Source organism: Pseudonocardia hydrocarbonoxydans, from assembly GCF_006539565.1.
GTDB lineage: Bacteria > Actinomycetota > Actinomycetes > Mycobacteriales > Pseudonocardiaceae > Pseudonocardia > Pseudonocardia hydrocarbonoxydans.
Window position 1 is genome coordinate 20,134 of sequence record NZ_BJNG01000045.1, and the last position, 21,485, is coordinate 41,618.

At 74.3% G+C, this 21,485-nt stretch carries 17 protein-coding genes and 1 tRNA gene; 11 read left to right on the forward strand and 7 right to left on the reverse strand.

The features are described from left to right. Window positions 1-2 precede the first annotated feature (2 nt). Window positions 3-1,151: an MFS transporter gene (locus PHY01_RS23445; RefSeq protein ID WP_141281980.1), complete on the reverse strand. Its 1,149-nt coding sequence runs from the start codon at window positions 1,149-1,151 to the stop codon at window positions 3-5. 33 nt (window positions 1,152-1,184) lie between these two features. Between PHY01_RS23445 and PHY01_RS23450 the strand changes: the two genes are divergently transcribed. The 5 genes from PHY01_RS23450 (at window position 1,185) to PHY01_RS23470 (ending at window position 9,303) form a co-directional block, all read left to right on the forward strand. After that, entirely contained in the window at window positions 1,185-2,651 is a 1,467-nt protein-coding gene (locus PHY01_RS23450; RefSeq protein ID WP_141281982.1) for a catalase, read from the forward strand. 233 nt (window positions 2,652-2,884) lie between these two features. Then, window positions 2,885-5,092, forward strand: a complete 2,208-nt coding sequence (locus PHY01_RS23455) for a glycosyltransferase family 2 protein (protein ID WP_218030304.1) — start codon at window positions 2,885-2,887, stop codon at window positions 5,090-5,092. Beyond that, window positions 5,089-7,041, forward strand: a complete 1,953-nt coding sequence (gene glxA, locus PHY01_RS23460; protein WP_246086109.1) for a radical copper oxidase GlxA — start codon at window positions 5,089-5,091, stop codon at window positions 7,039-7,041. The genes PHY01_RS23455 and glxA overlap by 4 nt, the downstream gene beginning before the upstream one ends. Next, complete coding sequence (locus PHY01_RS23465) at window positions 7,038-8,033, forward strand: glycoside hydrolase family 6 protein (RefSeq protein ID WP_141281984.1); 996 nt, start codon at window positions 7,038-7,040, stop codon at window positions 8,031-8,033. Before glxA ends, PHY01_RS23465 begins: the two co-directional genes overlap by 4 nt. Before the next feature lie 154 nt (window positions 8,034-8,187). Continuing rightward, the gene (locus tag PHY01_RS23470; protein ID WP_141281986.1) at window positions 8,188-9,303 is read left to right on the forward strand and encodes an ABC transporter ATP-binding protein; all 1,116 of its coding nucleotides are present in this window, start codon (window positions 8,188-8,190) and stop codon (window positions 9,301-9,303) included. Between the two features lie 48 nt (window positions 9,304-9,351). On the opposite strand, the gene PHY01_RS23475 is transcribed toward PHY01_RS23470, so the two are convergent. From PHY01_RS23475 to PHY01_RS23485, 3 genes are all read right to left on the reverse strand, one after another. Further along, a complete protein-coding gene (locus PHY01_RS23475; protein WP_141281988.1) occupies window positions 9,352-10,392 on the reverse strand; it encodes a GNAT family N-acetyltransferase in 1,041 nt (346 codons plus the stop codon). A gap of 181 nt (window positions 10,393-10,573) precedes the next feature. Continuing rightward, a complete protein-coding gene (locus tag PHY01_RS23480) occupies window positions 10,574-12,394 on the reverse strand; it encodes a prolyl oligopeptidase family serine peptidase (RefSeq protein WP_218030305.1) in 1,821 nt (606 codons plus the stop codon). 61 nt (window positions 12,395-12,455) lie between these two features. Further along, window positions 12,456-12,902 (reverse strand): septum formation family protein, encoded by a 447-nt coding sequence (locus tag PHY01_RS23485; protein ID WP_141281990.1) that lies wholly within the window; start codon window positions 12,900-12,902, stop codon window positions 12,456-12,458. Between the two features lie 126 nt (window positions 12,903-13,028). Here PHY01_RS23485 and PHY01_RS23490 point away from each other — a divergent pair, with 126 nt between their 5' ends. From PHY01_RS23490 to PHY01_RS23505, 4 genes are all read left to right on the forward strand, one after another. Continuing rightward, window positions 13,029-14,117, forward strand: a complete 1,089-nt coding sequence (locus PHY01_RS23490) for an AI-2E family transporter (RefSeq protein WP_170183949.1) — start codon at window positions 13,029-13,031, stop codon at window positions 14,115-14,117. Between the two features lie 10 nt (window positions 14,118-14,127). Beyond that, entirely contained in the window at window positions 14,128-14,613 is a 486-nt protein-coding gene (locus PHY01_RS23495) for a GNAT family N-acetyltransferase (RefSeq protein ID WP_141281994.1), read from the forward strand. 5 nt (window positions 14,614-14,618) lie between these two features. Further along, a complete protein-coding gene (locus tag PHY01_RS23500; protein ID WP_246086110.1) occupies window positions 14,619-15,461 on the forward strand; it encodes a class I SAM-dependent methyltransferase in 843 nt (280 codons plus the stop codon). Window positions 15,462-15,535: 74 nt separating this feature from the next. Further along, window positions 15,536-16,249, forward strand: a complete 714-nt coding sequence (locus tag PHY01_RS23505; RefSeq protein ID WP_141281998.1) for a DUF6319 family protein — start codon at window positions 15,536-15,538, stop codon at window positions 16,247-16,249. Window positions 16,250-16,326: 77 nt separating this feature from the next. On the opposite strand, the gene PHY01_RS23510 is transcribed toward PHY01_RS23505, so the two are convergent. Beyond that, a tRNA-Pro gene (locus PHY01_RS23510) sits at window positions 16,327-16,403 on the reverse strand. A 34-nt stretch (window positions 16,404-16,437) separates the two neighbouring features. Continuing rightward, complete coding sequence (locus PHY01_RS23515) at window positions 16,438-17,379, reverse strand: metallophosphoesterase (protein ID WP_141282000.1); 942 nt, start codon at window positions 17,377-17,379, stop codon at window positions 16,438-16,440. 35 nt (window positions 17,380-17,414) lie between these two features. On the opposite strand from PHY01_RS23515, the gene PHY01_RS23520 reads away from it, so the two are divergent. Further along, window positions 17,415-17,888 (forward strand): GatB/YqeY domain-containing protein, encoded by a 474-nt coding sequence (locus PHY01_RS23520; RefSeq protein WP_141282002.1) that lies wholly within the window; start codon window positions 17,415-17,417, stop codon window positions 17,886-17,888. A gap of 93 nt (window positions 17,889-17,981) precedes the next feature. Then, the gene (locus tag PHY01_RS23525; protein WP_141282004.1) at window positions 17,982-18,671 is read left to right on the forward strand and encodes a hypothetical protein; all 690 of its coding nucleotides are present in this window, start codon (window positions 17,982-17,984) and stop codon (window positions 18,669-18,671) included. Window positions 18,672-18,725: 54 nt separating this feature from the next. On the opposite strand, the gene topA is transcribed toward PHY01_RS23525, so the two are convergent. Further along, entirely contained in the window at window positions 18,726-21,461 is a 2,736-nt protein-coding gene (topA, locus tag PHY01_RS23530) for a type I DNA topoisomerase (RefSeq protein ID WP_370467394.1), read from the reverse strand. Window positions 21,462-21,485: the final 24 nt, after the last annotated feature.

A 21,485-nucleotide genomic window follows, 5' to 3' on the forward strand; every position in this document is an offset into this window, starting at 1 on the left:
GGTCACGACCGGTTCAGCAGCGCGGACACCCCCGCGGCCACGGCGCCGAGCACGCCGACCGCGACGATCGCGGTGCCCGGGCCGGACACGTCGATCAGCACCCCGGCCAGCGGCGTCCCGGCGGCCGCGCCCAGCGTGGTGGCCGACCCGTGCAGGCCGGTCACCACGCCGCGGGCCGGCTCGGGGGCCAGCACCGACACCCGTTCCGACCCGGCCGCGAGCGCCGGGGCGGTGAGCAGCCCGGCGGGTACGAGCAGCAGCGCGAAGGTCCACCACGCGCCGCCGAGGGCCACCGGCAGCGTCGCCAGCGCCAGCGCGCCGACGAGCAGGGCCTGCGGGTGGGACCGCCGGGCCCTGCCGTGCAGGTAGCCCCCGGCCAGCGACGCCGTGCACCACACCGCGTTGACCAGGGCGATGGCGTACACCGGCCCGGCCCCCTGCACGCTCGCGATCATCGACAGCTCGGTGCCGAAGACCATCAGCACGGTGGCCGCGGTGCCGAGCAGCGCCGCGAGCAGCCGCCGGTCCAGCCAGGTGCGGACGGGTGGCGGTCGCTCGCCGGGCTCGGCGACGCCGGTGCGGGTCGGCGGGTCCAGCACCCGGAACGCGACGCCCGCGGCGACCCAGCCGACGCCGACCACGGCCATCGCCACCGGGCTGGACAGCGTCACCATCAGCACCGACCCGACGGCCGGGCCGATGATGTAGGAGATCTCCACCGACATCGAGTCCAGCGCGAACGCCGGGCGCCGCCGGTCCTGCGGCACCGCGGCGGCGAGCGCCTGACGGGTGATGGAGTAGACCGGGAACGCGAGGAGCCCGCCGAGGAACGCGGTGACGAGCAGGGCCGGGTAGCCCAGGTGCGGTGCCACCGTCCAGAAGACGGCCGCCGCCGCGGTCGTGAGGGCGAGCACCGCCCGCAGGCCGCGCCGGTCGACCAGGCGCCCCAGCACCGGCGCCCCGATCGCCATGCCGACCGTCGCCGCCGCGCCCACCGCCCCCGCGGCGGCGTAGCCGAGGTCGAGGGTGAGGACGACGTGCAAGGTCAGGGTTATCGCGGCGGCCGACGCGGGTACCCGGGCAAGGAGGGACGACACCAGCAGCGGGGTGACGCCGGGCAGGGCGAGCACGTCGCGGTAGCCGGTCGTCACGTCCCCATCATCACCACCAGCGAGGAGTCCCCTGTGACGGCATCAGATCAGCGCCCGGCCACCACCACGGACGGCGGCGCCCCCGTCGCCAGCGACGAGCACTCCCTCTCGGTCGGCCCCGACGGCCCGCTCGTGCTCAACGACCACTACCTCATCGAGCAGATGGCGAACTTCAACCGGGAGCGCATCCCGGAGCGCCAGCCGCACGCCAAGGGCGGCGGCGCGTTCGGCACGTTCACGGTGACCCACGACGTCAGCGCCTACACCCGCGCGGCGGTGTTCCAGCCCGGCACCGTGACCGAGGGCGTCATCCGCTTCTCGACGGTGGCGGGCGAGCGGGGCAGCCCCGACACCTGGCGCGACCCGCGCGGGTTCTCGCTCAAGCTCTACACCTCCGAGGGCAACCTCGACCTCGTCGGCAACAACACCCCGGTGTTCTTCATCCGCGACCCGATGAAGTTCCAGCACTTCATCCGCAGCCAGAAGCGCCGCGCGGCCAACAACCTGCGCGACCACGACATGCAGTGGGACTTCTGGACGCTCTCGCCGGAGTCGGCGCACCAGGTGACCTGGCTGATGGGCGACCGTGGCATCCCGCGGACCTGGCGGCACATGAACGGCTACTCCAGCCACACCTACATGTGGATCAACGCCGCGGGCGAGAAGTTCTGGGTGAAGTACCACTTCAAGTCCGACCAGGGCGTCGAGCACCTGACGCAGGACGAGGCCGACGAGCTGGCCGGCAAGGACGGCGACGCCCACCAGCGCGACCTCTACGACGCCCTCGAGGCGGGCGACTTCCCGTCCTGGACGCTGAAGATGCAGATCATGCCGTTCGAGGACGCCAAGACCTACCGCTTCAACCCCTTCGACCTGACCAAGGTGTGGCCGCACGCCGACTACCCGCTGATCGAGGTCGGCACGCTGCGCCTGGACCGCAACGTCACCGACTACCACGCCCAGATCGAGCAGGCGGCCTTCGAGCCCAACAACCTCGTGCCCGGCACCGGCCTGTCCCCGGACAAGATGCTGCTCGCCCGCGGCTTCTCCTACGCCGACGCGCACCGCGCCCGCCTGGGCGTCAACTACAAGCAGATCCCGGTGAACGCGCCGCAGTCGCCCGTCCACAGCTACTCCAAGGACGGCGCCATGCGGATCACCCCGGTCACCGACCCGGTGTACGCGCCCAACTCCTACGGCGGCCCGCAGGCCGACCCGTCGCTCACCGACGACGGCGGCACCTGGTACTCCGACGGCGAGATGGTGCGCACCGCGTACACGCTGCGCGCCGAGGACGACGACTGGAAGCAGGCCGGCACGATGGTCCGCGAGGTCTGGGACGACGACGAGCGGGCGCGCTTCGTCGACAACGTCTCCGGGCACCTGGCCGACGGGGTCTCCGAGCCCGTCCTGCTCCGCGCCTTCGAGTACTGGCGCAACGTCGACAAGGAGATCGGGGACCGCGTGGAGGCGGCGGTGCGCGCGGCGCTCGCGAAGTAGCCCACCCCCCCGGCCCACCCGACGGCCCCCGCACCATGCCGGTGCGGGGGCCGTCGTAGGTGTGGCTATGGTCACGTGAGGACGACGCAACCCGGCGCGATGTGCCCAGGTCGGACGGTGCTCGGCGGCCGGTGCGGGCAACCGGGCGAGTTGTCCGCGCGTCCTGGTCTGTACCAGGCTGCTGCCGCCGCCAGGGTCACGTTCGGGAACGACGCTCCGTCGGGGGGAGTTGGGTGCAGGACAGTCCGACCATCGGTCCGGAGACCGGTGCGTTCGCCGTCCGCGATTTCAGCCAGCTCTCCGGGACGGTCACCGAGCCCGGGCCGGGCTATCGCGTGAGCTACCGGGGCGTCCACGCGTCGTCGGGCCGGCGGTCGTGGCTGCTCTCCCTGCTGATCATCACGCTCAACGTGGCGTTCGAGGCGGCGTTCGTCTACTGGCTGCTGCGCCCGGGCCACGCACCCGAGATCGACACGACCCGCCCGTGGACGGTCGCCGCGAACGTCTTCGTCATCGCCTCCATCGCGCTCGTCGAGGGCCTGCGCCTGGTGAACGTGTTCTCGCTGTCGCTGGCCTCGATGCTGGCGCGCGACCCGGTCCCGGTGCGCCCGGACCCGCGGACGCGGGTGGCGTTCCTGACCACGATCGTGCCGGGCAAGGAACCCCTGGAGATGGTGCGGGCCACGCTGCAGGCAGCCCGGCGCATCCGCCACGACGGCGTGTTCCACGTCTGGCTGCTCGACGAGGGCGACGACCCGGACGTCCGGGCGATGTGCCTGGCCGAGGGTGTGCGGCACTTCAGCCGCAAGGGGGTGCCCGAGTACAACCAGCCGACCGGGCACTTCAAGGCGAAGACCAAGCACGGCAACTACAACGCCTGGGTCGACCGCTACGGGCACCGCTACGAGGTCTTCCTCTCCGTCGACCCCGACCACGTACCGCTGCCCAACTACGCGGAACGGATGCTCGGCTACTTCCGCGACCCCGACGTCGCGTTCGTCGTGGGGCCGCAGTGCTACGCCAACGTCGACAACTTCGTCACCAAGGGCGCGGAGAGCCAGCAGTTCCCGTTCCACAGCGTGATCCAGCGCGCCGCCAACGCCTACGAGTCGTCGATGCTCGTCGGCACCAACAACGCCATCCGGATCGACGCGCTGGTCTGCATCGGCGGCCTCGCCGACTCGATCACCGAGGACATGGCGACGGGGCTGGCGCTGCACTCGCGGCGCAACCCGGTGACCGGCGCGAAGTGGAAGTCGGTCTACACCCCCGACGTCGTGGCGGTCGGCGAGGGCCCGTCGTCGTGGGGCGACTACTTCAGCCAGCAGCTGCGCTGGTCGCGCGGCACGTTCCAGATCCTGTCCGGCCCGTTCTGGAAGCGGCTGCGGCGCCTGGGCCCGGGCCGCACGCTGCACTACACGCTGATCACGGCGTTCTACCCGTCGATGGCCATCGGCTGGATCCTCGGCTCGGTCAACGCCGTGCTGTACCTGACGATGGGCGTGTCCGGCATCGTCGTGCCGCCCCAGCTGTGGCTCGCGCTCTACGTCGACGCCACGGCGTTCCAGCTGTGGGTCTACATCCGCAACCGGCGCTACAACGTCAGCCCCTACGAGGAGGAGAACTCGCCGGGCGTGCGGGGGATGGCGATGTCGGTCATCTCCGCGCCGATCTACGCGAGCTCGCTGATCGCCACGATGCTGCGCCGGCCCGTGAAGTTCGTCGTCACCCCCAAGAGCGACGCCGCCACCCGCGACCGGCTGGTCACCTTCCGCCGGCACCTGCAGTGGTCGCTGCTGCTCGGCGGGGCCCTCGCCGCCTCGGTCGTGCTCGGCTACGCCAACGTCGACGTGATGATGTGGCCCGCGCTGTCGCTGCTGATCAGCCTCACCCCGGTCCTGCTGTGGTGGCTCTACTCCGACGTGGCCCGCAGCGCCGCGACCGGGGCGGGGGTCGTCGATGCCGCCGTCGACGCCGACCCGGTCGTGCTGGCACGCGCCGACCGGCCCGCCGATCTCGACGACGACGAGGACGAGCCGCCACACACGTCGCTGCGGGGGGTCCCGGTCGTGCCCCGGGACGCCGGCGGCGGCCCGCGTGCGGCCGTGCTCCCCCGGCGCCGGCCCGTCGCCGCCGGGGCGTCGCGCCCCCTGCCGGGGCTCCCGCCCACGGCCCCGGCCCCCGTCGACGGCCCCGCCCGGTTCGGCCCGCCGTTCGCGCCCCGCCCCCTGCCGCCCGCACCCGCACCCGCGCCCCGGTCCGAGGTCCCCGCGGGAGCCCCGCGCACCCGGCCCCGGCCCTATCTCGACCGGCCCCACGTCGAGCAGCCCGGGCCGCAGGCGCCCCCCGGCGGCCTGCCGCGGGTGCCGCCCGCGCCGGCCGCCCGGCCGTCCCCCCGGCCCCGGCCGGATCCCCCCGAGACGAGGAGCGACCCGACGTGAGGCGCCTGCTGCGCAGTTCTCTCGCGGCGATCAAGCGGCGAGGGCGGATCATCATGATCATCCTGGTGCCGACGGTGCTGATCGCGGTGAACGTGCCGCCCGCCATCGGGTTCGTCGCCGAGATGCGGCACCAGCAGCTGATCGACAGTCCGGAGTACAAGGCGGAGTTCGGCCGCTGGGACGTCGTCGAGCTGCCGGAGGACCTGCAGGTCAACGCGATCCACGCCGCCCTGCTCCCGACCGGCAAGGTCCTGATCATCGCGGGGTCGGGCAACGACCGTGCCCAGTTCGACGCGGGCACCTTCCGCAGCCTGCTCTACGACCCCGCCACCGGGTCGGCCCGGCTCGTCATGACCCCCGCCGACATGTTCTGCGCGGGTCACGCGTTCCTGCCCGACGGCAACCTGCTCGTCGCGGGCGGCACCCAGCGCTACGAGGTGCTCGACGGCGACGTCACCCGCGCGGGCGGCGCGATGCGCGTCAAGAACGAGTTCCCCGACGCCGGGCGCGACTTCCCGGTCGGCACCGAGTTCGTCGCCCCGGACGGCAAGGCCTACCGCGCGACGAACGCGTTCTCGCTGCCGCCCGCGGAGAAGCTGGTCGCGCGCGACGGGTCGGCGACGGTGACCGCGAGCGAGACGGTGGTGTGGGTGGAGTCCGAGGTCGAGGGCGCCCCGGGCGTCACCGCCGACCCGGCGCAGTACGCGATCACCGGGCTGGAGGGCGCGGACGCGGAGAACTTCTACGGCCTCGCCGAGGACATGGACCTGGAGAAGCAGGACTACCAGGGCATCGCCGACTCCTTCGAGTTCGACCCGATCGCCGAGGAGTACGTGCGGGTCGGGGACATGGCGCACAAGCGCTGGTACCCCAGCCTGACGCCGCTGTCCGACGGCACCGTGCTGTCGGTCTCCGGGCTCGACGGCACCGGGGAGATCCTTCCCGGGCAGAACGAGGTCTACGACCCGGCGACGAAGGCCTGGACCGAGCGGCCCGACCTGTTCCGCTACTTCCCGACCTACCCCGCGCTGTTCCAGACCGCGCGCCCCGGCGAGCTGTTCTTCACCGGCTCCAGCACCGGGTACGGGCCCGCCGAGGAGGGCCGGACGCCCGGCTTCTGGCGGCTGGAGGACAACTCGTTCGAGCCGGTGCCGGGCCTGCGCGACCCGGACATGATGGAGACGTCGGGCTCGGTGTGGGCGGGGCCGGTCCAGGACCAGCGGATGCTCGTCGTCGGCGGGGGCGGCGTCGGCGAGTCGCCGCTGTCGACCACCCGCACCGACGTCATCGACCTCGACGCCGAGCAGCCCGCGTACACCCCGGGGCCCGACCTGCCCGAGCCGACCCGCTACCCCAACGTCGTCACGCTGCCGACCGACGAGATCCTCATCGCCGGCGGCTCCCGCGACTACCGGGGCAAGGGCCAGAGCCACATCTTCGAGGCCAGCCTGTACACGCCGTCGTCGAACACGCTGCGGCCCGCGGCCGAGTCCTCGGTGGGCCGCGACTACCACTCCGCGGGGGTCCTGCTGCCGAACGGGCAGGTGCTCGTCATGGGCGGTGACGCGCTGTTCTCCGACGTGCTCAACACCCGCGACGCGGAGTTCGAGCACCGGCTGGAGATCTACACGCCGCCCTACCTGTTCGGCGGCCCCCGACCGGAGATCACCGACGCGCCCGCCGCCGTCGAGCTGGGCGGCACGATGGCCGTCGCCACGCCCGACGCCCAGCGGATCGACCGCGCCCGGCTGGTCCGGCCCAGCGCGGCCACCCACGTCACCGATCTGGAGCAGCGCACCGTAGCCCTGGAGATGGAGAAGCGCCCGGACGGGACGCTCGGACTCGCCCTACCGGGGGAGGCGACACTGGTCCCACCGGGGTACTACATGCTGTTCCTCGTCGACGACCAGGGAACGCCGTCGGTGGCGAGATGGGTACAGGTGACATGAGACCGAACGGCAGGCTGGCCGCGCTGGTTCTGGGGGCGGCGCTGCTCGCCGGGTGCTCCACCACGGTGGAGCCGCCCCCGGTGCCCGCTGCGCAGGTGACCTCGGCGGGGTTCTACGTGGACCCGCAGACGAAGGCCGCGGCGCAGGTGGCGCAGTACGAGGCCGAGGGTCGCACCGAGGAGGCCGACCTCGTCCGGCGGATCTCCGGGCAGCCCATCCCGCTGTGGGCCACCGGCGACCTGGAGCAGGTGCGGGTCGAGGTGGCCGACTACGTGCGCCGCGCGTCGGCGGCGGGCGGGCGGCCGCTGCTGGTGGCCTACAACATCCCGCACCGCGACTGCGGCAGCTTCTCCGGTGGCGGGGCGGGCGACGGCGAGTCCTACCTCGACTGGGTGTCCCTGCTGGCCGACGCGCTGCGCGACAGCGGCGCGGTCGTCGTCCTGGAGCCCGACGCCGTGCCGCACGAGCTGTCCGGGTGCGTCGAGGGCGCGCTGCGCGACGAGCGCTACGAGCTGCTCGGCACCGCGATCGACACCCTCAAGGACGCCGGCGCCACGGTCTACCTCGACGCGGGCAACTCCGGCTTCATCTCCGACGTCGACGCGCTGTCCGACGCGCTGCGCCGCTCCGGGGTGGAGCGCGCCGACGGGTTCTCGCTCAACGTCGCCAACTTCCGCACCACGCAGGACAACGTCGAGTTCGGCACGGCGATCTCCGAGCGCCTCGGCGGTGCGCGGTTCGTGATCGACACCAGCCGCAACGGCGCGGGCCCGCCCCCGCAGGAGGACATCGACGGCGCCCCCAGCTTCTGCAACCCGCCGGGCCGCGCGCTGGGCGCCCCGCCCACGCTCGACACCGGGTACCCGCTGGTCGACGCCCTGCTGTGGGTCAAGCGGCCCGGCGAGTCCGACGGCGCGTGCCGGCCGGGCGAGCCGGAGGCCGGGCAGTGGTACGCCGACTACGCGCTGGGGCTGGCCGAGCGCGCCTCCTGATCGGGTGTCACCCGGGTGTGGCGCACGGCACACCGGGCGTGCGACAGTGGCACCGCGCCGGCGTCGACCTGCAGACCGGTCAACCATGCAGGCACGCCCGGGACACCCCGGGGGCTCCGGTGCGCCCGCCCACGACCTCCCCGGAGGAGCCACCATGGCCAGCATCACCTTCGACGGTGCCACGCGCACGTACCCGGGTGCCCCGCACCCCGCCGTCGACGCCCTCGACCTCGACATCGCCGACGGCGAGTTCCTCGTCCTCGTCGGCCCGTCCGGCTGCGGCAAGTCCACCTCGCTGCGCATGCTGGCGGGGCTGGAGGAGGTCACCGGCGGGCACATCTACATCGGCGACAAGGACGTCACGCACCTGCCGCCCAAGGACCGCGACATCGCGATGGTGTTCCAGAACTACGCGCTGTACCCGCACATGACCGTCGCCGACAACATGGGCTTCGCGCTGAAGATCGCGGGCATGGGCAAGGAGGAGATCCGCAGGCGCGTCGAGGAGGCCGCGAAGATCCTCGACCTCGACACCTACCTCGACCGCAAGCCCAAGGCCCTCTCCGGCGGGCAGCGCCAGCGCGTCGCGATGGGCCGCGCGATCGTCCGCAGCCCGCAGGTCTTCCTCATGGACGAGCCGCTGTCCAACCTCGACGCCAAGCTGCGCGTGCAGACCCGCACCCAGATCGCGGCGCTGCAGCGGCGCCTGGCCACCACCACCGTCTACGTCACCCACGACCAGGTCGAGGCCATGACGATGGGCGACCGCGTGGCCGTGCTCAAGGACGGCCTGCTGATGCAGTGCGACACCCCGCGCAACCTCTACGACCGCCCCGACAACGTGTTCGTCGCCGGCTTCATCGGCTCGCCCGCGATGAACCTCATCGAGGTGCCGCTCACCGAGCAGGGCGCGGAGGTCGGCGGGCACGTGCTCCCGCTGCAGCGCTCGGTGCGCTCGGCGCTGTCGGGCGAGAACGCCCGCACGGCCACGCTCGGCTTCCGCCCCGAGTCGATCTCGGTGGTCGGCGACGGCCAGGGCTTCCCGTTCGAGGTCGTCGTCGTCGAGGAGCTGGGGTCCGACGCCTTCGCCTACGGCAACCTCAAGGTCGACGATGGGCCGTCGGCGGGCGAGGGCAAGCTGCTCACCGTGCGCGTCGACGCCCGGACGCCCCCGAGCAAGGGCGAGATCATCCACCTCGACATCCGCCAGGGCGAGGAGCACGTCTTCTCGACGGGCACCGGATCGCGGATCGCCCCCACCGAGGCCTGACCCGGCAGGGAGGGGGCCGTCCGTCGTCACGACGGGCGGCCCCTTCTCCTATCCGACCCGGGTGCCGCTGCGCGCGGACAGGGGGGCCCGCAGCCGCACCTCGCCGTCGGAGATCTCCGCCGAGGGCCGCAGCCCCGCCCGGCGCAGCAGCCGCGTCACGCCGAGGTCGTCGGGCCGGGCGACGCCGGTGAGCTCGTGCAGGCCGCGTTCGCCCGCCGTGTCGGCCACCCGCCGCAGCAGGGCGGTGGCGACGCCGCGGCCGTGCCAGGCGTCCTCCACCAGCACGCCGAAGCGGGCGGCGGCCGGGCCGTCGGGCCCGACGGTGGCGATGCCCACGGCGCTGCCGCCGTCGACGGTGACGGCGAGGACGGCCTCCCCGTCGTCGCCGCCGAGCAGCCCGGCGACCTCGGCGGGGTCGAGCCGGGGTGCCGGGCTCAGGAACCGGGACCGCCGGGTGGCCGGCGAGCAGCGGGCGTGCAGGGCCGCGACCAGCGGGGCGTCGGCCGGCCCCGCGGCGCGCATCCGCACCTCGGAGCCGTCGCGCAGCAGCAGGATGCGGTCGTCCTGGCCGGGCTCGACGGGCCCGCGCAGCGCGAGCTGGGCCGCCAGCTCCAGCAGGGCCGCGGCCCGCGAGATCTCCGTCGCGGTGAACGCCCACGCCCGTCCGAGCCGCAACTGCCGCGCGCCGACCCGCAGGGCGTGGGTGTGGCCGCCGGGGTCGGGGCCGTCGGGGTCGACGAGCCGGGCCCGCAGCATCGTCGCGACCGCCCGCGGCGCGCTGCCGGGGTCGGCCGCCACCATCCGCGCCAGTGCCAGCGCCGTGGTCGCGGGGTCGGCGAGCTCCTGGGCGTCGGCGCGGACGAGCAGCGAGCACGGGATGCCGGCGCGCTCGACCGCCGCGGCCATCTCGGCGACGTCCACCCCGGCGGGCACGCGCACCAGCAGCTCGTCGGTGACCGACCCGTCGTCGGCAGGCTCGCCCACCACGTGCAGCGAGATGATGTTGCACCCCGCCTCGCCGACCGCCGTGGCGAGCTCGCCCAACCGGCCCGGCCGGTCCTCCAGCTCCACGTGCACACGCCACAGCATCGAGCCGCCACCTCCTCGGGACGCCCGCCATCGTGCGCCCCGGATGTTTCCGTCCGGCTACCGGACGGTGACGGCACCGGGTCGCCCCCCGCTCGCCCCGCCCCGCCCCGCCCGCCCCGCCCGAATGGCAGTAAAGCCACTATGCCGCCACCACGTGGCAGCACAGTGGCTTTGCTGCACGTCAAGCGAGCGCGCGCCGGGCGAAGTCGATCTCCGTGGCGACGTGCTGCATCGTCTGCTCCACGACCAGGCTGCCGTGGCCCGCGTCGAACCGCGCCACCTCGTAGGGCACGTCGCCGCGGGCGGCCAGCGCGTCGAGGTAGTTGTCGATCTGGCGGATGGGGCAACGCGGGTCGTTCTCCCCGGCCAGCACCAGCACCGGCACCCGCACGGCGTCGACGTAGGTGAGCGGCGAGGCCGTGCGGTAGCGCTCCGGCACCTCCTCGGGCGAGCCGCCGAACAGCGCCCGGTCGAACGCGCGCAGCTGCTCCATCTCGTCGGCGTAGGCGGCGAGGTAGTCGGCCACCGGCACGCCGGCGAGCGCGGCGGCCCACCGGTCCGGCTGGGTGCCGACGGCGAGCAGCGCCAGGTAGCCGCCCCACGACCAGCCCTCGACGACGCACCGGGCCGGGTCGACGAGGCCCTGCGCGGCGCAGGCGTCGAGCACCGCGGCCACGTCCTGCAGCTCCGTGGTCCCCGGGCGGCCCTCGATCGCGTCGCGCCAGGCCGAGCCGTAGCCGGTGGAGCCGCGGTAGTTCACCTCGACGACGACGAACCCGGCCTCCACCCACGCCGCCCGCATGGCGCCGAAGCGGTCCTCGTCGGCGGCGTGCGGGCCGCCGTGCAGGCTGAACACCGCCCGGCCGTCCCCGTCGGCCGGCGTCGAGACGAGCGCGTGGATGCGCCCGCCGGGCCCCTCGACCCACAGGTCGGTGACCGGCACCGACCCGGGCGCGCGCTCACCGTCGGGGGTGACGAGCACGCGGTCGGTGCCGTCGGGGTGCAGCGCCCGGATCGTCGGCGGCTCGGCCGCGGAGCTGCAGCTGTACTCGACGGTGCCGTCGGGCCGGACGTCCGCCGAGCCGACGCAGCCGGGCGCGACGGGCAGCTCGGTGAGCACCCCGGTGTCGAGGTCGTAGCGGTGCAGGCGGGTGCGGGCGGCGTGGGTGTGGGCGACGAGCAGCGCGCGCCCGTCCGGGGTGAAGTCGGCGTCCAGCTCGCCGGGCAGGTCGAGGTCGAGCTCGGTCTCCGTGCCGGTGAGGACGTCCCAGACCAGCAGCTCCTCGCGTCCCCGGCGCTCGTGCTGCACCAGCAGCCGGGGGTCGCCCGCGACCGGGGCGAACGCGATCGGGCCCAGCCCACGGCCCGGCCCGTCGTGCAGCTCCGCGACGGTGCTCCCGTCGTCGACGCGGACGACCCGCACCGAGGGGTGGCGGGAGTCGCCGTGCTCGGAGTGCCCGATCGCGAGCAGCGTCTCGTCCTCCGACAGCGCGCCGACGCCCGCGTCCTCGGCGTGGTGGTAGACGACCGTCGCCGGTGCGTCGCCGACCCGCAGCCAGATGCGCGTGCCGTCGTCGGTGGAGGTGCCCACCGCGGCGACGCGGCGGCCGATCGCCAGCCCGGCCGGGTACCCGTCCTCGACGCCCGGCAGCGCGGGCACGGCGGCGGTCCCGTCGGGGGCGAACGGCTCGCTGACCCAGTGCCCGAACTCGTCGCCGTCGGTGTCGGCGAACCACCAGACCGCCGCGCCGTCGGGCGGCAGGGTCGCGGAGTGCGTCCCGCTCGGCCGGTCGGTGACGCGGCGGTGGGTGTCGGTGGAGCGGTCCCAGACGTGGATCTCGGTCGTCCCGCTGGCGTTGGAGGAGTACAGGCAGCGGTCCGGCGCGTCGCGCGCCCACGCCGGGCGCGACATCCGCGGCGCGGTGAACCGGGCCCGCCAGCGCTGCTCGCGCTCGTCGTCGAACAGCGTGGCGGGGACGGGAGCGGCGGGATGGGTCGTCACGGGGGGATCCTGCCCCACCCGCGCCCGCCCGGCAGGTGGGCCCGGCCCACCGCGGTCCGGCTCAGATGGCGGCGCCGCGCAGGGACGAGGTGGCCGGCGTGCCGTCGGCGGGGCTGACGATGCAGACGATCTCGCGGTCGCCCTCGGCCCAGGTCTCGGCGCTGGGGAGCAGGAAGTTGACCGACAGCGTCGTCTGCTCGATCGGGATGCCGACGAAGTTCTGGAAGTCGGGGCCCGCGCACAGCTGCTCGGCCGACGCGCTCACGGCCGCGTCACCGGGGAAGGCGCCGTCGGGCAGCTGGGGCAGGGCGTAGATCTCGCCGACGTGCGGCTCGGTGCACGCCACGACCGGCACGGTGCTCACCTGCTCACCCTCGGGGGTCTCGTCGGTGATGCACTGGCCGACCTCGAGGTCGAGCACGCTGGTGCCGCTGCACGCGGCCACGGAGAGGAGTGCGCCTGCGGCGAGAGCGAGGACGCCACGGCGGACGATCGGGTTCATGGTCATGCTCCTGAGGAGATCCGGCAGGGCGCGAATGTTTCGACGGGTCGGCGAACGGTCCGGGGACCCGGCGCCGGATCGTGACCATCCTGCGGCCTGACGGCGCCGGAGCCGGTCTGCCACGATCTGCCCGTGACCGACGCCGCCCGTCCCGCCCGCGCGAGCTGGACGAACCCGCTGTTCGGCGTCGCCGCGGCCGTCGTGACGGTCGCCGGGCTGCAGGCGTTCGGGGGGCTGCTCGGGCCGCTGTTCCTCGCGCTCGTGCTGATGGTGACGGTCGCGCCGATCGCCGGTGCGCTGCGGCGCCGGGGCGTGCCCCGGTGGCTCGCCACGCTGGTCACGCTCGGGTCGGTGTACGCGATCCTCGTCGCGCTCGTGGGGTCGCTGGTCTACGCCGTCGCGCAGCTCGCGGCGGTGCTGCCCACCTACGGCGGCCGGATCAACACGCTGCTCGGCGAGGCCTCGGAGCTGCTGGCGACGATCGGCGTCGGGCCCGCCCAGATCCAGGCCGCGCTCGACCAGTTCGACCTCGGCAGCCTGGTCGGCGTGCTCCAGGGGTTCCTGGCGCAGTTCGCCGGATTGCTGTCGAACCTGCTGCTGATCCTGTCGGTGCTGCTGTTCATGGCGTTCGACTCCGCGACCTTCCCGGAGCGGATGCGCGCGCTGGGCCGCGTCCGCCCGCACGTCGTCGACGCGCTGACGTCCTTCGCGCACGGCACCCGGCGGTTCCTGGCCGTGGCCACGGTGTTCGGGCTGATCATCGCCACGCTCGACGTCGCGGTGCTGCTGGTGCTCGACGTGCCGCTGGCGCTGCTGTTCGGCCTGCTGGCCTTCATCGCGAACTTCGTGCCCAACATCGGGTTCCTGATCGCGCTCACCCCGCCCGCGCTGTTCGCGCTGCTGGAGGGCGGACCGGGTCTGATGCTCGCGGTCATCGCCTCGTTCATGGTGATCAACGTGGTGCTGCAGACGGTCATCCAGCCGCGGTTCGTCGGCGACGCGGTCGGTCTGTCGGTGACGGTCACCTTCCTCGCGCTGGTGTTCTGGGGGTTCGTCATCGGCCCGCTGGGCGCGCTGCTGGCCATCCCGCTGACGCTGCTGGCCAAGGCCCTGCTCGTCGACATGCACCCGCACACGCACTGGATCGACGTCCTCGTGCGCGACGACGTGCCCGAGCCGGAACCCCCGCCGGTCCCGGACGAGGGCAGTGCGCGGGTCTGAGGTGCCCGGCGTGGTGGTCCGTGGGCGGGAACCGGCCGACGTGGCCGGGTGTGTGGCCGCGCTGCGGGCGGTGCACGACGCCGACCGGTACCCCACGGCGTGGCCCGCGGACCCCGCGGCCTGGCTCGACCCGCCGGGCACGACGGCCGCGTGGGTCGCGGAGCTCGACGGCACCGTCGTCGGGCACGTGTGCGTGGCGCCCGCGCCGGACGCCGCCGTCGCCGCCCGCACCGGGGTGCCCGCCGAGCGGCTCGTGGCCGTCAAGCGGCTGTTCACGACGCCGGCCGCCCGCGGCCGCGGGGTGGGGGCGGCGCTGGTCGGGGTGGCGGCGGCCCGGGCGGGGGACGGCGTGTGGCTCGACGTCGTCGACGGGGAGCCCGCGGTCGCGTTCTACGAGCGGCTGGGCTGGCGCCGGGTCGGCACCCGGCCTGCCGACTGGGTGGCCCTGGACGGCGGGCGGCGCACCGTGCACCTCTACGTCGCGCCCGTACGGTGACCCCCGTGGAGAACCAGGACGCCCCGAACTCCGACCAGCGCCGGGCCTGGGACGGGCCCACCGGCGACTTCTGGACCGACCACGCCGACCGCTTCGACGCCTGCGTCGCCGCCTACCACCGCCCGCTGCTCGACGCCGCCGCGATCGCCGCCACCGACGCCGTCCTCGACGTGGGCTGCGGCGCCGGGCAGGTCACCCGCGACGCCGCGCGCCGCGCGTCCGCGGGTTCCGCGCTGGGCGTCGACCTCTCGGTGCGGATGCTCGACCTCGCCCGCCGGACCGCCGCGGCCGACGGCGTCGGCAACGCGACCTTCCGGCACGCCGACGCCCAGACGCACCCGTTCGACCCGGGGGCGTTCGACGTGGCCGTGAGCCGGCACGGCTCGATGTTCTTCGACGACCCACCCGCCGCGTTCGCCAACATCGCCGGGGCGCTGCGGCCGGGCGGGCGCCTCGCGCTGCTCACCTGGCAGGGCTACGAGCGCCAGGAGTGGCTGCGCACGTTCCGCGACGCGTTCGCCGCGGGCCGGGACCTGCCGCCGATCCCGACCGGCTCGCCGAGCCCGTTGGCGCTGAGCGATCCCGACGCCGTCCGCGCCCTGCTCACCGGCGCGGGGTTCGTCGACGTCGACCTGACCGACCTGGCCGAGCCGATGTGGTTCGGTGCCGATCCCGACGACGCGCTGGGCTTCGTCGCGGGGCTGCAGGCCGGGATGCTCGACGACCTGGACGACGCCGCCCGCGCCGGCGCGCTGCAGACCCTGCGTTCCGCCCTCGCCGACCACGCGACCCCGCGGGGTGTCGAGCTCGCCTCGGCCGCGTGGCTGGTGCGGGCGACGCGCCGCTGAGCCGGTCGCGCGGACCGGGGTTGTCGGGGGTGCCGGGCATGATGCGCACGGACGAGGCGAGGGAGACGGCGAGGATGACCGCAGCGGGTGCGTTGACGGAGCAGGACGTGGCGGCGGTGCGCAAGGCGACGGCCGCGGGGCAGCCGGTGACGGTGTGGTTCACCGCCGCCGCGGTCGGCGTGCCCGCGGGGCGCTCGGCCAAGGTCTCGGCGGTGGGCGACCCGGCCGACGGCGACTTCATCCAGGTGCGGCCGGCGGGGTCGCGCGACACGATGTTCTGCTCGCCCAACGAGCTGACCCGCACCCGTCCGCCCCGGGGTGCGGCCGCCTCCGCCGCGGCCGGTCGGCCCGAGGCGAAGCGCGCCACCGCCTCCGCATCGTCGGCATCTCCTGCCGCGGCCCGGGCCGTGCCGTCCGCCCCCGTGGCCGTGCCGGGCCCGTCGCCGGCCGCCACGGAGGCGCCGCCCGCGCCCGGCCCGAAGCCGGCCGCCCGCACCGGCACCGCTCGAGGGCGGGCCGCCCGCCCGGCCGGGATGACGGTCACGCTCGAGGTCACCGTCGGCGGGGAGTGGAGCGTCGAGGTGCGGTCGGGGACCAAGCGCGTCGTGCCCGCGATGCCGGTGCAGGCCGCCGACGTGGCCGCCGCGGCCCGGTCCCTGCCCTCGGCGGTGGCCGAGGCGATCGAGGCGTCGCTGGAGCGGGCCCGCCAGCAGCAGCGCGACCGGGTCGAACGGCTGCGCTCGGAGCTCGACGCGGCCCAGCGCGTGCTCGAGCAGCTCGACGTCTGAGCGCCCGCGGCGGTCCGGTGCCGGGCCCGTCGACGCCGAAAGGCCCTCTGAACCTGCTGGTCAGAGGGCCTTTCGTGTGGTCGGGGTGACAGGATTTGAACCTGCGACCTCTTCGTCCCGAACGAAGCGCGCTACCAAGCTGCGCCACACCCCGATGGCCGCGATGGTGCTGTGGGCCGTGGTCGAGTCTAGCCGACGTCCGCGGCGGCCTCCGCGGGGGTGGCCCCCTCCGGCGCCCTCCCGACCGGGCGGGCGACGAGCGTGAGCAGGCTGGCCTCGGGCGGGCAGGCGAAGCGGACCGGGGCCCACGGCGAGGTGCCGAGACCGGCCGAGACGTGCAGCCGGGTGTGGGTGCCCCAGCGGGAGGCGCCGCGGGCGCGGGAGCGGTCGATGCCGCAGTTGGTGACGATCGCGCCGACCCCGGGCACCCGGAGCTGGCCACCGTGCGTGTGGCCGGCCACGACCAGGTCGTAGCCGTCGGCGGCGAACGCGTCGAGCACGCGGGGCTCCGGGGAGTGGGTCAGCCCCAGGCGCAGGCCGTGGTCGGGGCCGCGGCGCCCGGCCACCCGGACGTACCGGTCGAGCCCCAGGTGGGGGTCGTCGACGCCGGCCACCGCGACCGACACCCCGCCCGCGTCGACGGTGAGCCGGGCGTGTGTGGCGTCGTGCCAGCCGCGCTCGACCATCGCCGCGCGCAGGTCGCGCCACGGCAGCAGCTCGCCGGTGGGCGCGGAGCGCCGCCCCGTCAGGTAGCGGCCCGGGTTCTTCGGGGTGGGCCCGAAGTAGTCGTTGCTGCCGAAGACGAAGACCCCGGGGAGCGACAGCAGCGGGTCGAGCGCGGCCATCACGCTCGGCACCGCGCGCGGGTGGGCCAGGTTGTCGCCGGTGTTGACGACCAGATCGGGCTCGAGCGCCGCCAGGTCGGCCACCCAGCGCTGCTTGGCGGTCTGCCCGGGCGTCATGTGCAGGTCGGAGACGTGCAGGAGGCGCAGCGGCCGCGTGCCCGGCGTCAGCACGGGCAGGGTGTCCTCGCGCAGGGTGAAGCGGCGACGCTCGATCCCCGCCCCGTAGGCGACGGCCGCGGCACCGGCGGTGGTGGCTCCGAGGGCGAGCCGAGCCCAGCTGTTCACCTCCCCAGGGTACGGCGGGGGTAGCGTTCCCCGCCGTGAGCACCCTGAAGGCCCAGCTGCGGAGCGACCTGACCGCCGCGATGAAGGCCCGCGACGAGCTGGTCAAGTCCACCCTGCGGATGACGCTGACCGCCATCGGCAACGCCGAGGTCGCCGGCAGCGAGGCCCGCGAGCTCTCCGACGACGAGGTGCTCAAGGTGATCGCGAAGGAGGCGAAGAAGCGCGCGGAGTCGGCCGAGGCGTTCGCCGCGGCCGGGCGCGACGAGCTGGCCGCGCAGGAACGCGCCGAGGGCGAGGTCCTCGACCGCTACCTGCCCACCCAGCTCTCCGACGACGAGCTGGCCGCGATCGCCCGGACGGCCGTCGACGAGACCGCCGCGGAGCTGGGCGAGGCGCCCGGCCCACGGCAGATGGGTCAGGTCATGAAGCGCGCGAACGCCGCCGCGGCGGGACGCGCCGACGGTGGCCGGGTCGCCGCCGCGGTGAAGGCCCTGCTGCTCCCCGGCTGACCGGCGGTATCACCGGGCCCGTCGCGCGCCACCTACCGCCGTCGATGTCGGTGGCGGCTCGGGGACGAGCGCCCGGTGGAACGGGGTTCAGCGATGGAACGCACAGCAGCGATGGACGGGTGGCGGCGGATCGCCTGCCTGGTGCTCGCCGCCCTGGCCATGGCCGTCGGGGTGACGGCGCTCGCGGCACCGCAGGCGCAGGCGCAGCCGTTCGGCGCCCACACCTGCGCGAGCGGGTTCGTCTGGCGGGAGGCGTTCGCGGGCGACCTGGTCTGCGTCACCCCGCAGGCGCGGACCACCGCCCGCAACGAGAACGCCGCCGGGCCGGCGAACACCGCCCCCGGGTCGCAGTTCTGCCGCAGCGGGTTCGTCTGGCGTGAGGCACGCCCGTCGGATCTGGTGTGCGTGGTCCCCGCGGCCCGCAGCCGGGTGTACACCGAGAACTACAACGCCGCCGTCAACCTGGCGAACCCGGCCGGGCTGGGGCGCACGCTGCCGGTGAGCGTCGGCACCCGCAGCGACTCGCTGCAGCGCTACATCACCGCCTCGGGCAGTGGCGTCAGCGCGTCCGGGCGCGTCGACTTCTGGGGCATCGGCCTGGTCCCCGGGCGCCTGGCCTGGCTCGGGTCGGCGACGAGCAACGGCAGCGGCGCCTTCGGCCCGGTCGACATCCGTTCGGTCCGCTGCCCGGTCGACGGACCGGACTCGATGGCCGTGGTGGCCGTCGACCAGCGCACCGGGCGGGTCACCGCGGCCGGCTCGACGTGGGCGTACAGCTGCTAGTCCACCGCCGCGCCCACCGCCGCGCGACGCGGGGCGGTGGGCGGAGCGAGGGCCCTACTTCTCGACGGGGGCCTTCTTGGCCGCCGGCGCCCGCTTGGTCGCCGGCTTCTTGGCCGCGGGCTTGCGTGCCGGAGCCCGCTTCGGGGCGGCCTTCTTCGGTGCCGGCGCCTTGGCCCGCCGCTCGGCGAGCAGCTCCGAGGCCCGCTCGTCGGTGATCTGCTCGACGCTGTCGCCCTTGCGCAGGCTCGCGTTCGTCTCCCCGTCGGTGACGTACGGTCCGAACCGGCCGTCCTTGATCACCATCGGCTTCTTGGAGTTCGGGTCCTCGCCGAGCTCGCGCAGCGGCGGGGTGGCCGCCGCGGTGCGCCGCCCCCGCTGCTTGGGCTGCTTGTAGATCTCCACGGCCTCCTCGAGGGTGACCGTGAACAGCTGCTCCTCGTCGGTGAGCGAGCGCGAGTCGGTGCCCTTCTTGAGGTAGGGCCCGTAGCGCCCGTTCTGCGCGGTGATCTCCTCGCCGGTCTCCGGGTCGGCACCCACCAGCCGCGGCAGCGACAGCAGCCGCAACGCCTCCTCCAGCGTGATGGTCTCCGTCGCCATGCCCTTGAACAGCGAGCCCGTGCGCGGCTTCGGCTTCGCCGGTGCCTTCTTCGGCTTCGCGCCCTCGGTCGCGGCCGGCGCCTCGGGCTCGGGGAGGATCTCGGTGACGTAGGGCCCGTAGCGGCCCTCCTTGGCGACGATCTCGTGCCCGCTCACCGGGTCGACGCCCAGCGAGCGGCCCTCCTGCGGCACCGAGAACAGCTGCTCGGCGATCTCGCGGGTCAGCTCGTCGGGCGGGAGGTCCTCGGGCAGGTTGGCCCGCTGCGACGCCCCGTCGCGCATCCGCTCCAGGTACGGGCCGTAGCGGCCGACCCGCACCACCACGTCGTCGAAGACCGGCACGGAGTTGATCTCCCGGGCGTCGATCTCCTCCAGGTTGACGCCGACCAGCTTCTTCAGCCCGCCCGCGCGGGCGACCGAGCCCTCGCTGCCCTGGTCGCCGCCGAAGTAGAAGCCCGAGAGCCAGTGCGTGCGGCCCTGGGTGCCCGCCGCGATCGCGTCGAGCTCGTCCTCCATGGCGGCGGTGAAGTCGTAGTCGACCAGGCGCCCGAAGTGGTGCTCCAGCAGCCCGACCACGGCGAACGCGATCCACGACGGGACCAGCGCCTGGCCCTTCTTCCACACGTACCCGCGGTCCTGGATCGTCTTGATGATCGAGGCGTAGGTGGACGGGCGGCCGATGCCGAGGTCCTCGAGCTGCTTGATCAGGCTGGGCTCGGTGAACCGCGACGGCGGGTTGGTCGAGTGGCCCTCCGGGGTGAGCGACGCGGCCGTCACCGCCTGGCCCTTCGTCAGCTCGGGCAGCCGCGACTCGGCGTCGTCGGCCTCGCCGCCCGCCTGGTCGTCGACGGTCTCGACGTAGGCCTTGAGGAAGCCGGGGAAGGTGATCGTGCGGCCGGAGGTGGCGAAGGTGACGGCCTCGCCGGTGGCGGCGGTGCCGGCGATCCGGATGCTCATCGTCGTGCCGCGGGCGTCGGCCATCTGCGAGGCGACGGTGCGCTGCCAGATGAGCTCGTAGAGCCGGAAGTCGTCGCCGTCGACCTCGCGGGCGATCTCGCCCGGCGTGCGGAAGGTGTCGCCCGCGGGCCGGATGGCCTCGTGGGCCTCCTGCGCGTTCTTCACCTTCCGGGTGTACTGCCGGGGCTGCGCGGGCACGTAGGCGTCGCCGTAGAGCTCGCGCGCCTGGCTCCTGGCCGCGTTGATGGCCGACTCCGACAGCGTCGTGGAGTCGGTGCGCAGGTAGGTGATGTAGCCGTTCTCGTAGAGCCGCTGCGCGCTGCGCATCGTCCGGTCGGCGGAGAACCGCAGCTTGCGCCCGGCCTCCTGCTGCAGCGTGGAGGTCATGAACGGCGCGTAGGGCTTGCGCGTGTAGGGCTTGGACTCCACCGAGTCGACGGCGAGGTCGCGGCCCTGCAGCGCCTCGGCCAGCCGCCGGGCACCGGCCTCGTCGAGGGCCACCGCGTCGCTCTTGAGACGGCCGTCGGGGCCGAAGTCGCGGCCCGTGGCCACGCGGGTGCCGTCGACGGCCACCAGGCGCGAGCCGAACTGGCGCGGCGTGGCGTCGGCACCGGCGTCCATCTGCGCGGCGATGTCCCAGTACGACGCCGGGACGAACGCCATGCGCTCGCGCTCGCGGGCCACCACGATCCGCGTGGCCACCGACTGGACCCGGCCCGCCGACAGCTTCGGCATGACCTTCTTCCACAGCACGGGGGAGACCTCGTAGCCGTAGAGGCGGTCGAGGATCCGGCGGGTCTCCTGGGCGTCGACCATGTCCTGGTCGAGGTCGCGCAGGTTCTCCACCGCGGCGCGGATGGCGGGTTCGCTGATCTCGTGGAAGACCATCCGGCGGACCGGGACCTTCGGCTTGAGCGTGTCGAGCAGGTGCCAGGCGATGGCCTCGCCCTCGCGGTCGGGGTCCGTCGCGAGCAGGACCTCGTCGACGGACTTGAGCGCCTCGCGCAGCTCGGCGACCTTGCTCTTCTTCTCCGGCGTGATGATGTAGAGCGGCGCGAAGGAGTTCTCGACGTCGACGCCCAGGCGTGCCCACGCCTCGCCCTTGTGCTTGGCGGGCACGTCGGCGGCGCCGCGCGGCAGGTCACGGATGTGGCCGACGGAGGCCTCCACCACGTAGTCCTTGCCCAGGAACTTCTGGATCTTCGCGGCCTTCGTGCCGGACTCGACGATCACCAGCCGACGCGTCGGGCGCCCGGTCGC

Excerpts from the sequence above, each read along its gene's own strand:
- PHY01_RS23465 (WP_141281984.1), top strand. The coding sequence starts at position 7,038 with ATGAGACCGAACGGCAGGCTGGCCGCGCTGGTTCTGGGGGCGGCGCTG.
- PHY01_RS23470 (WP_141281986.1), top strand. The coding sequence starts at position 8,188 with ATGGCCAGCATCACCTTCGACGGTGCCACGCGCACGTACCCGGGTGCC.
- PHY01_RS23475 (WP_141281988.1), bottom strand. The coding sequence starts at position 10,392 with ATGCTGTGGCGTGTGCACGTGGAGCTGGAGGACCGGCCGGGCCGGTTG.
- PHY01_RS23485 (WP_141281990.1), bottom strand. The coding sequence starts at position 12,902 with ATGACCATGAACCCGATCGTCCGCCGTGGCGTCCTCGCTCTCGCCGCA.
- PHY01_RS23505 (WP_141281998.1), top strand. The coding sequence starts at position 15,536 with ATGACCGCAGCGGGTGCGTTGACGGAGCAGGACGTGGCGGCGGTGCGC.
- PHY01_RS23525 (WP_141282004.1), top strand. The coding sequence starts at position 17,982 with ATGGAACGCACAGCAGCGATGGACGGGTGGCGGCGGATCGCCTGCCTG.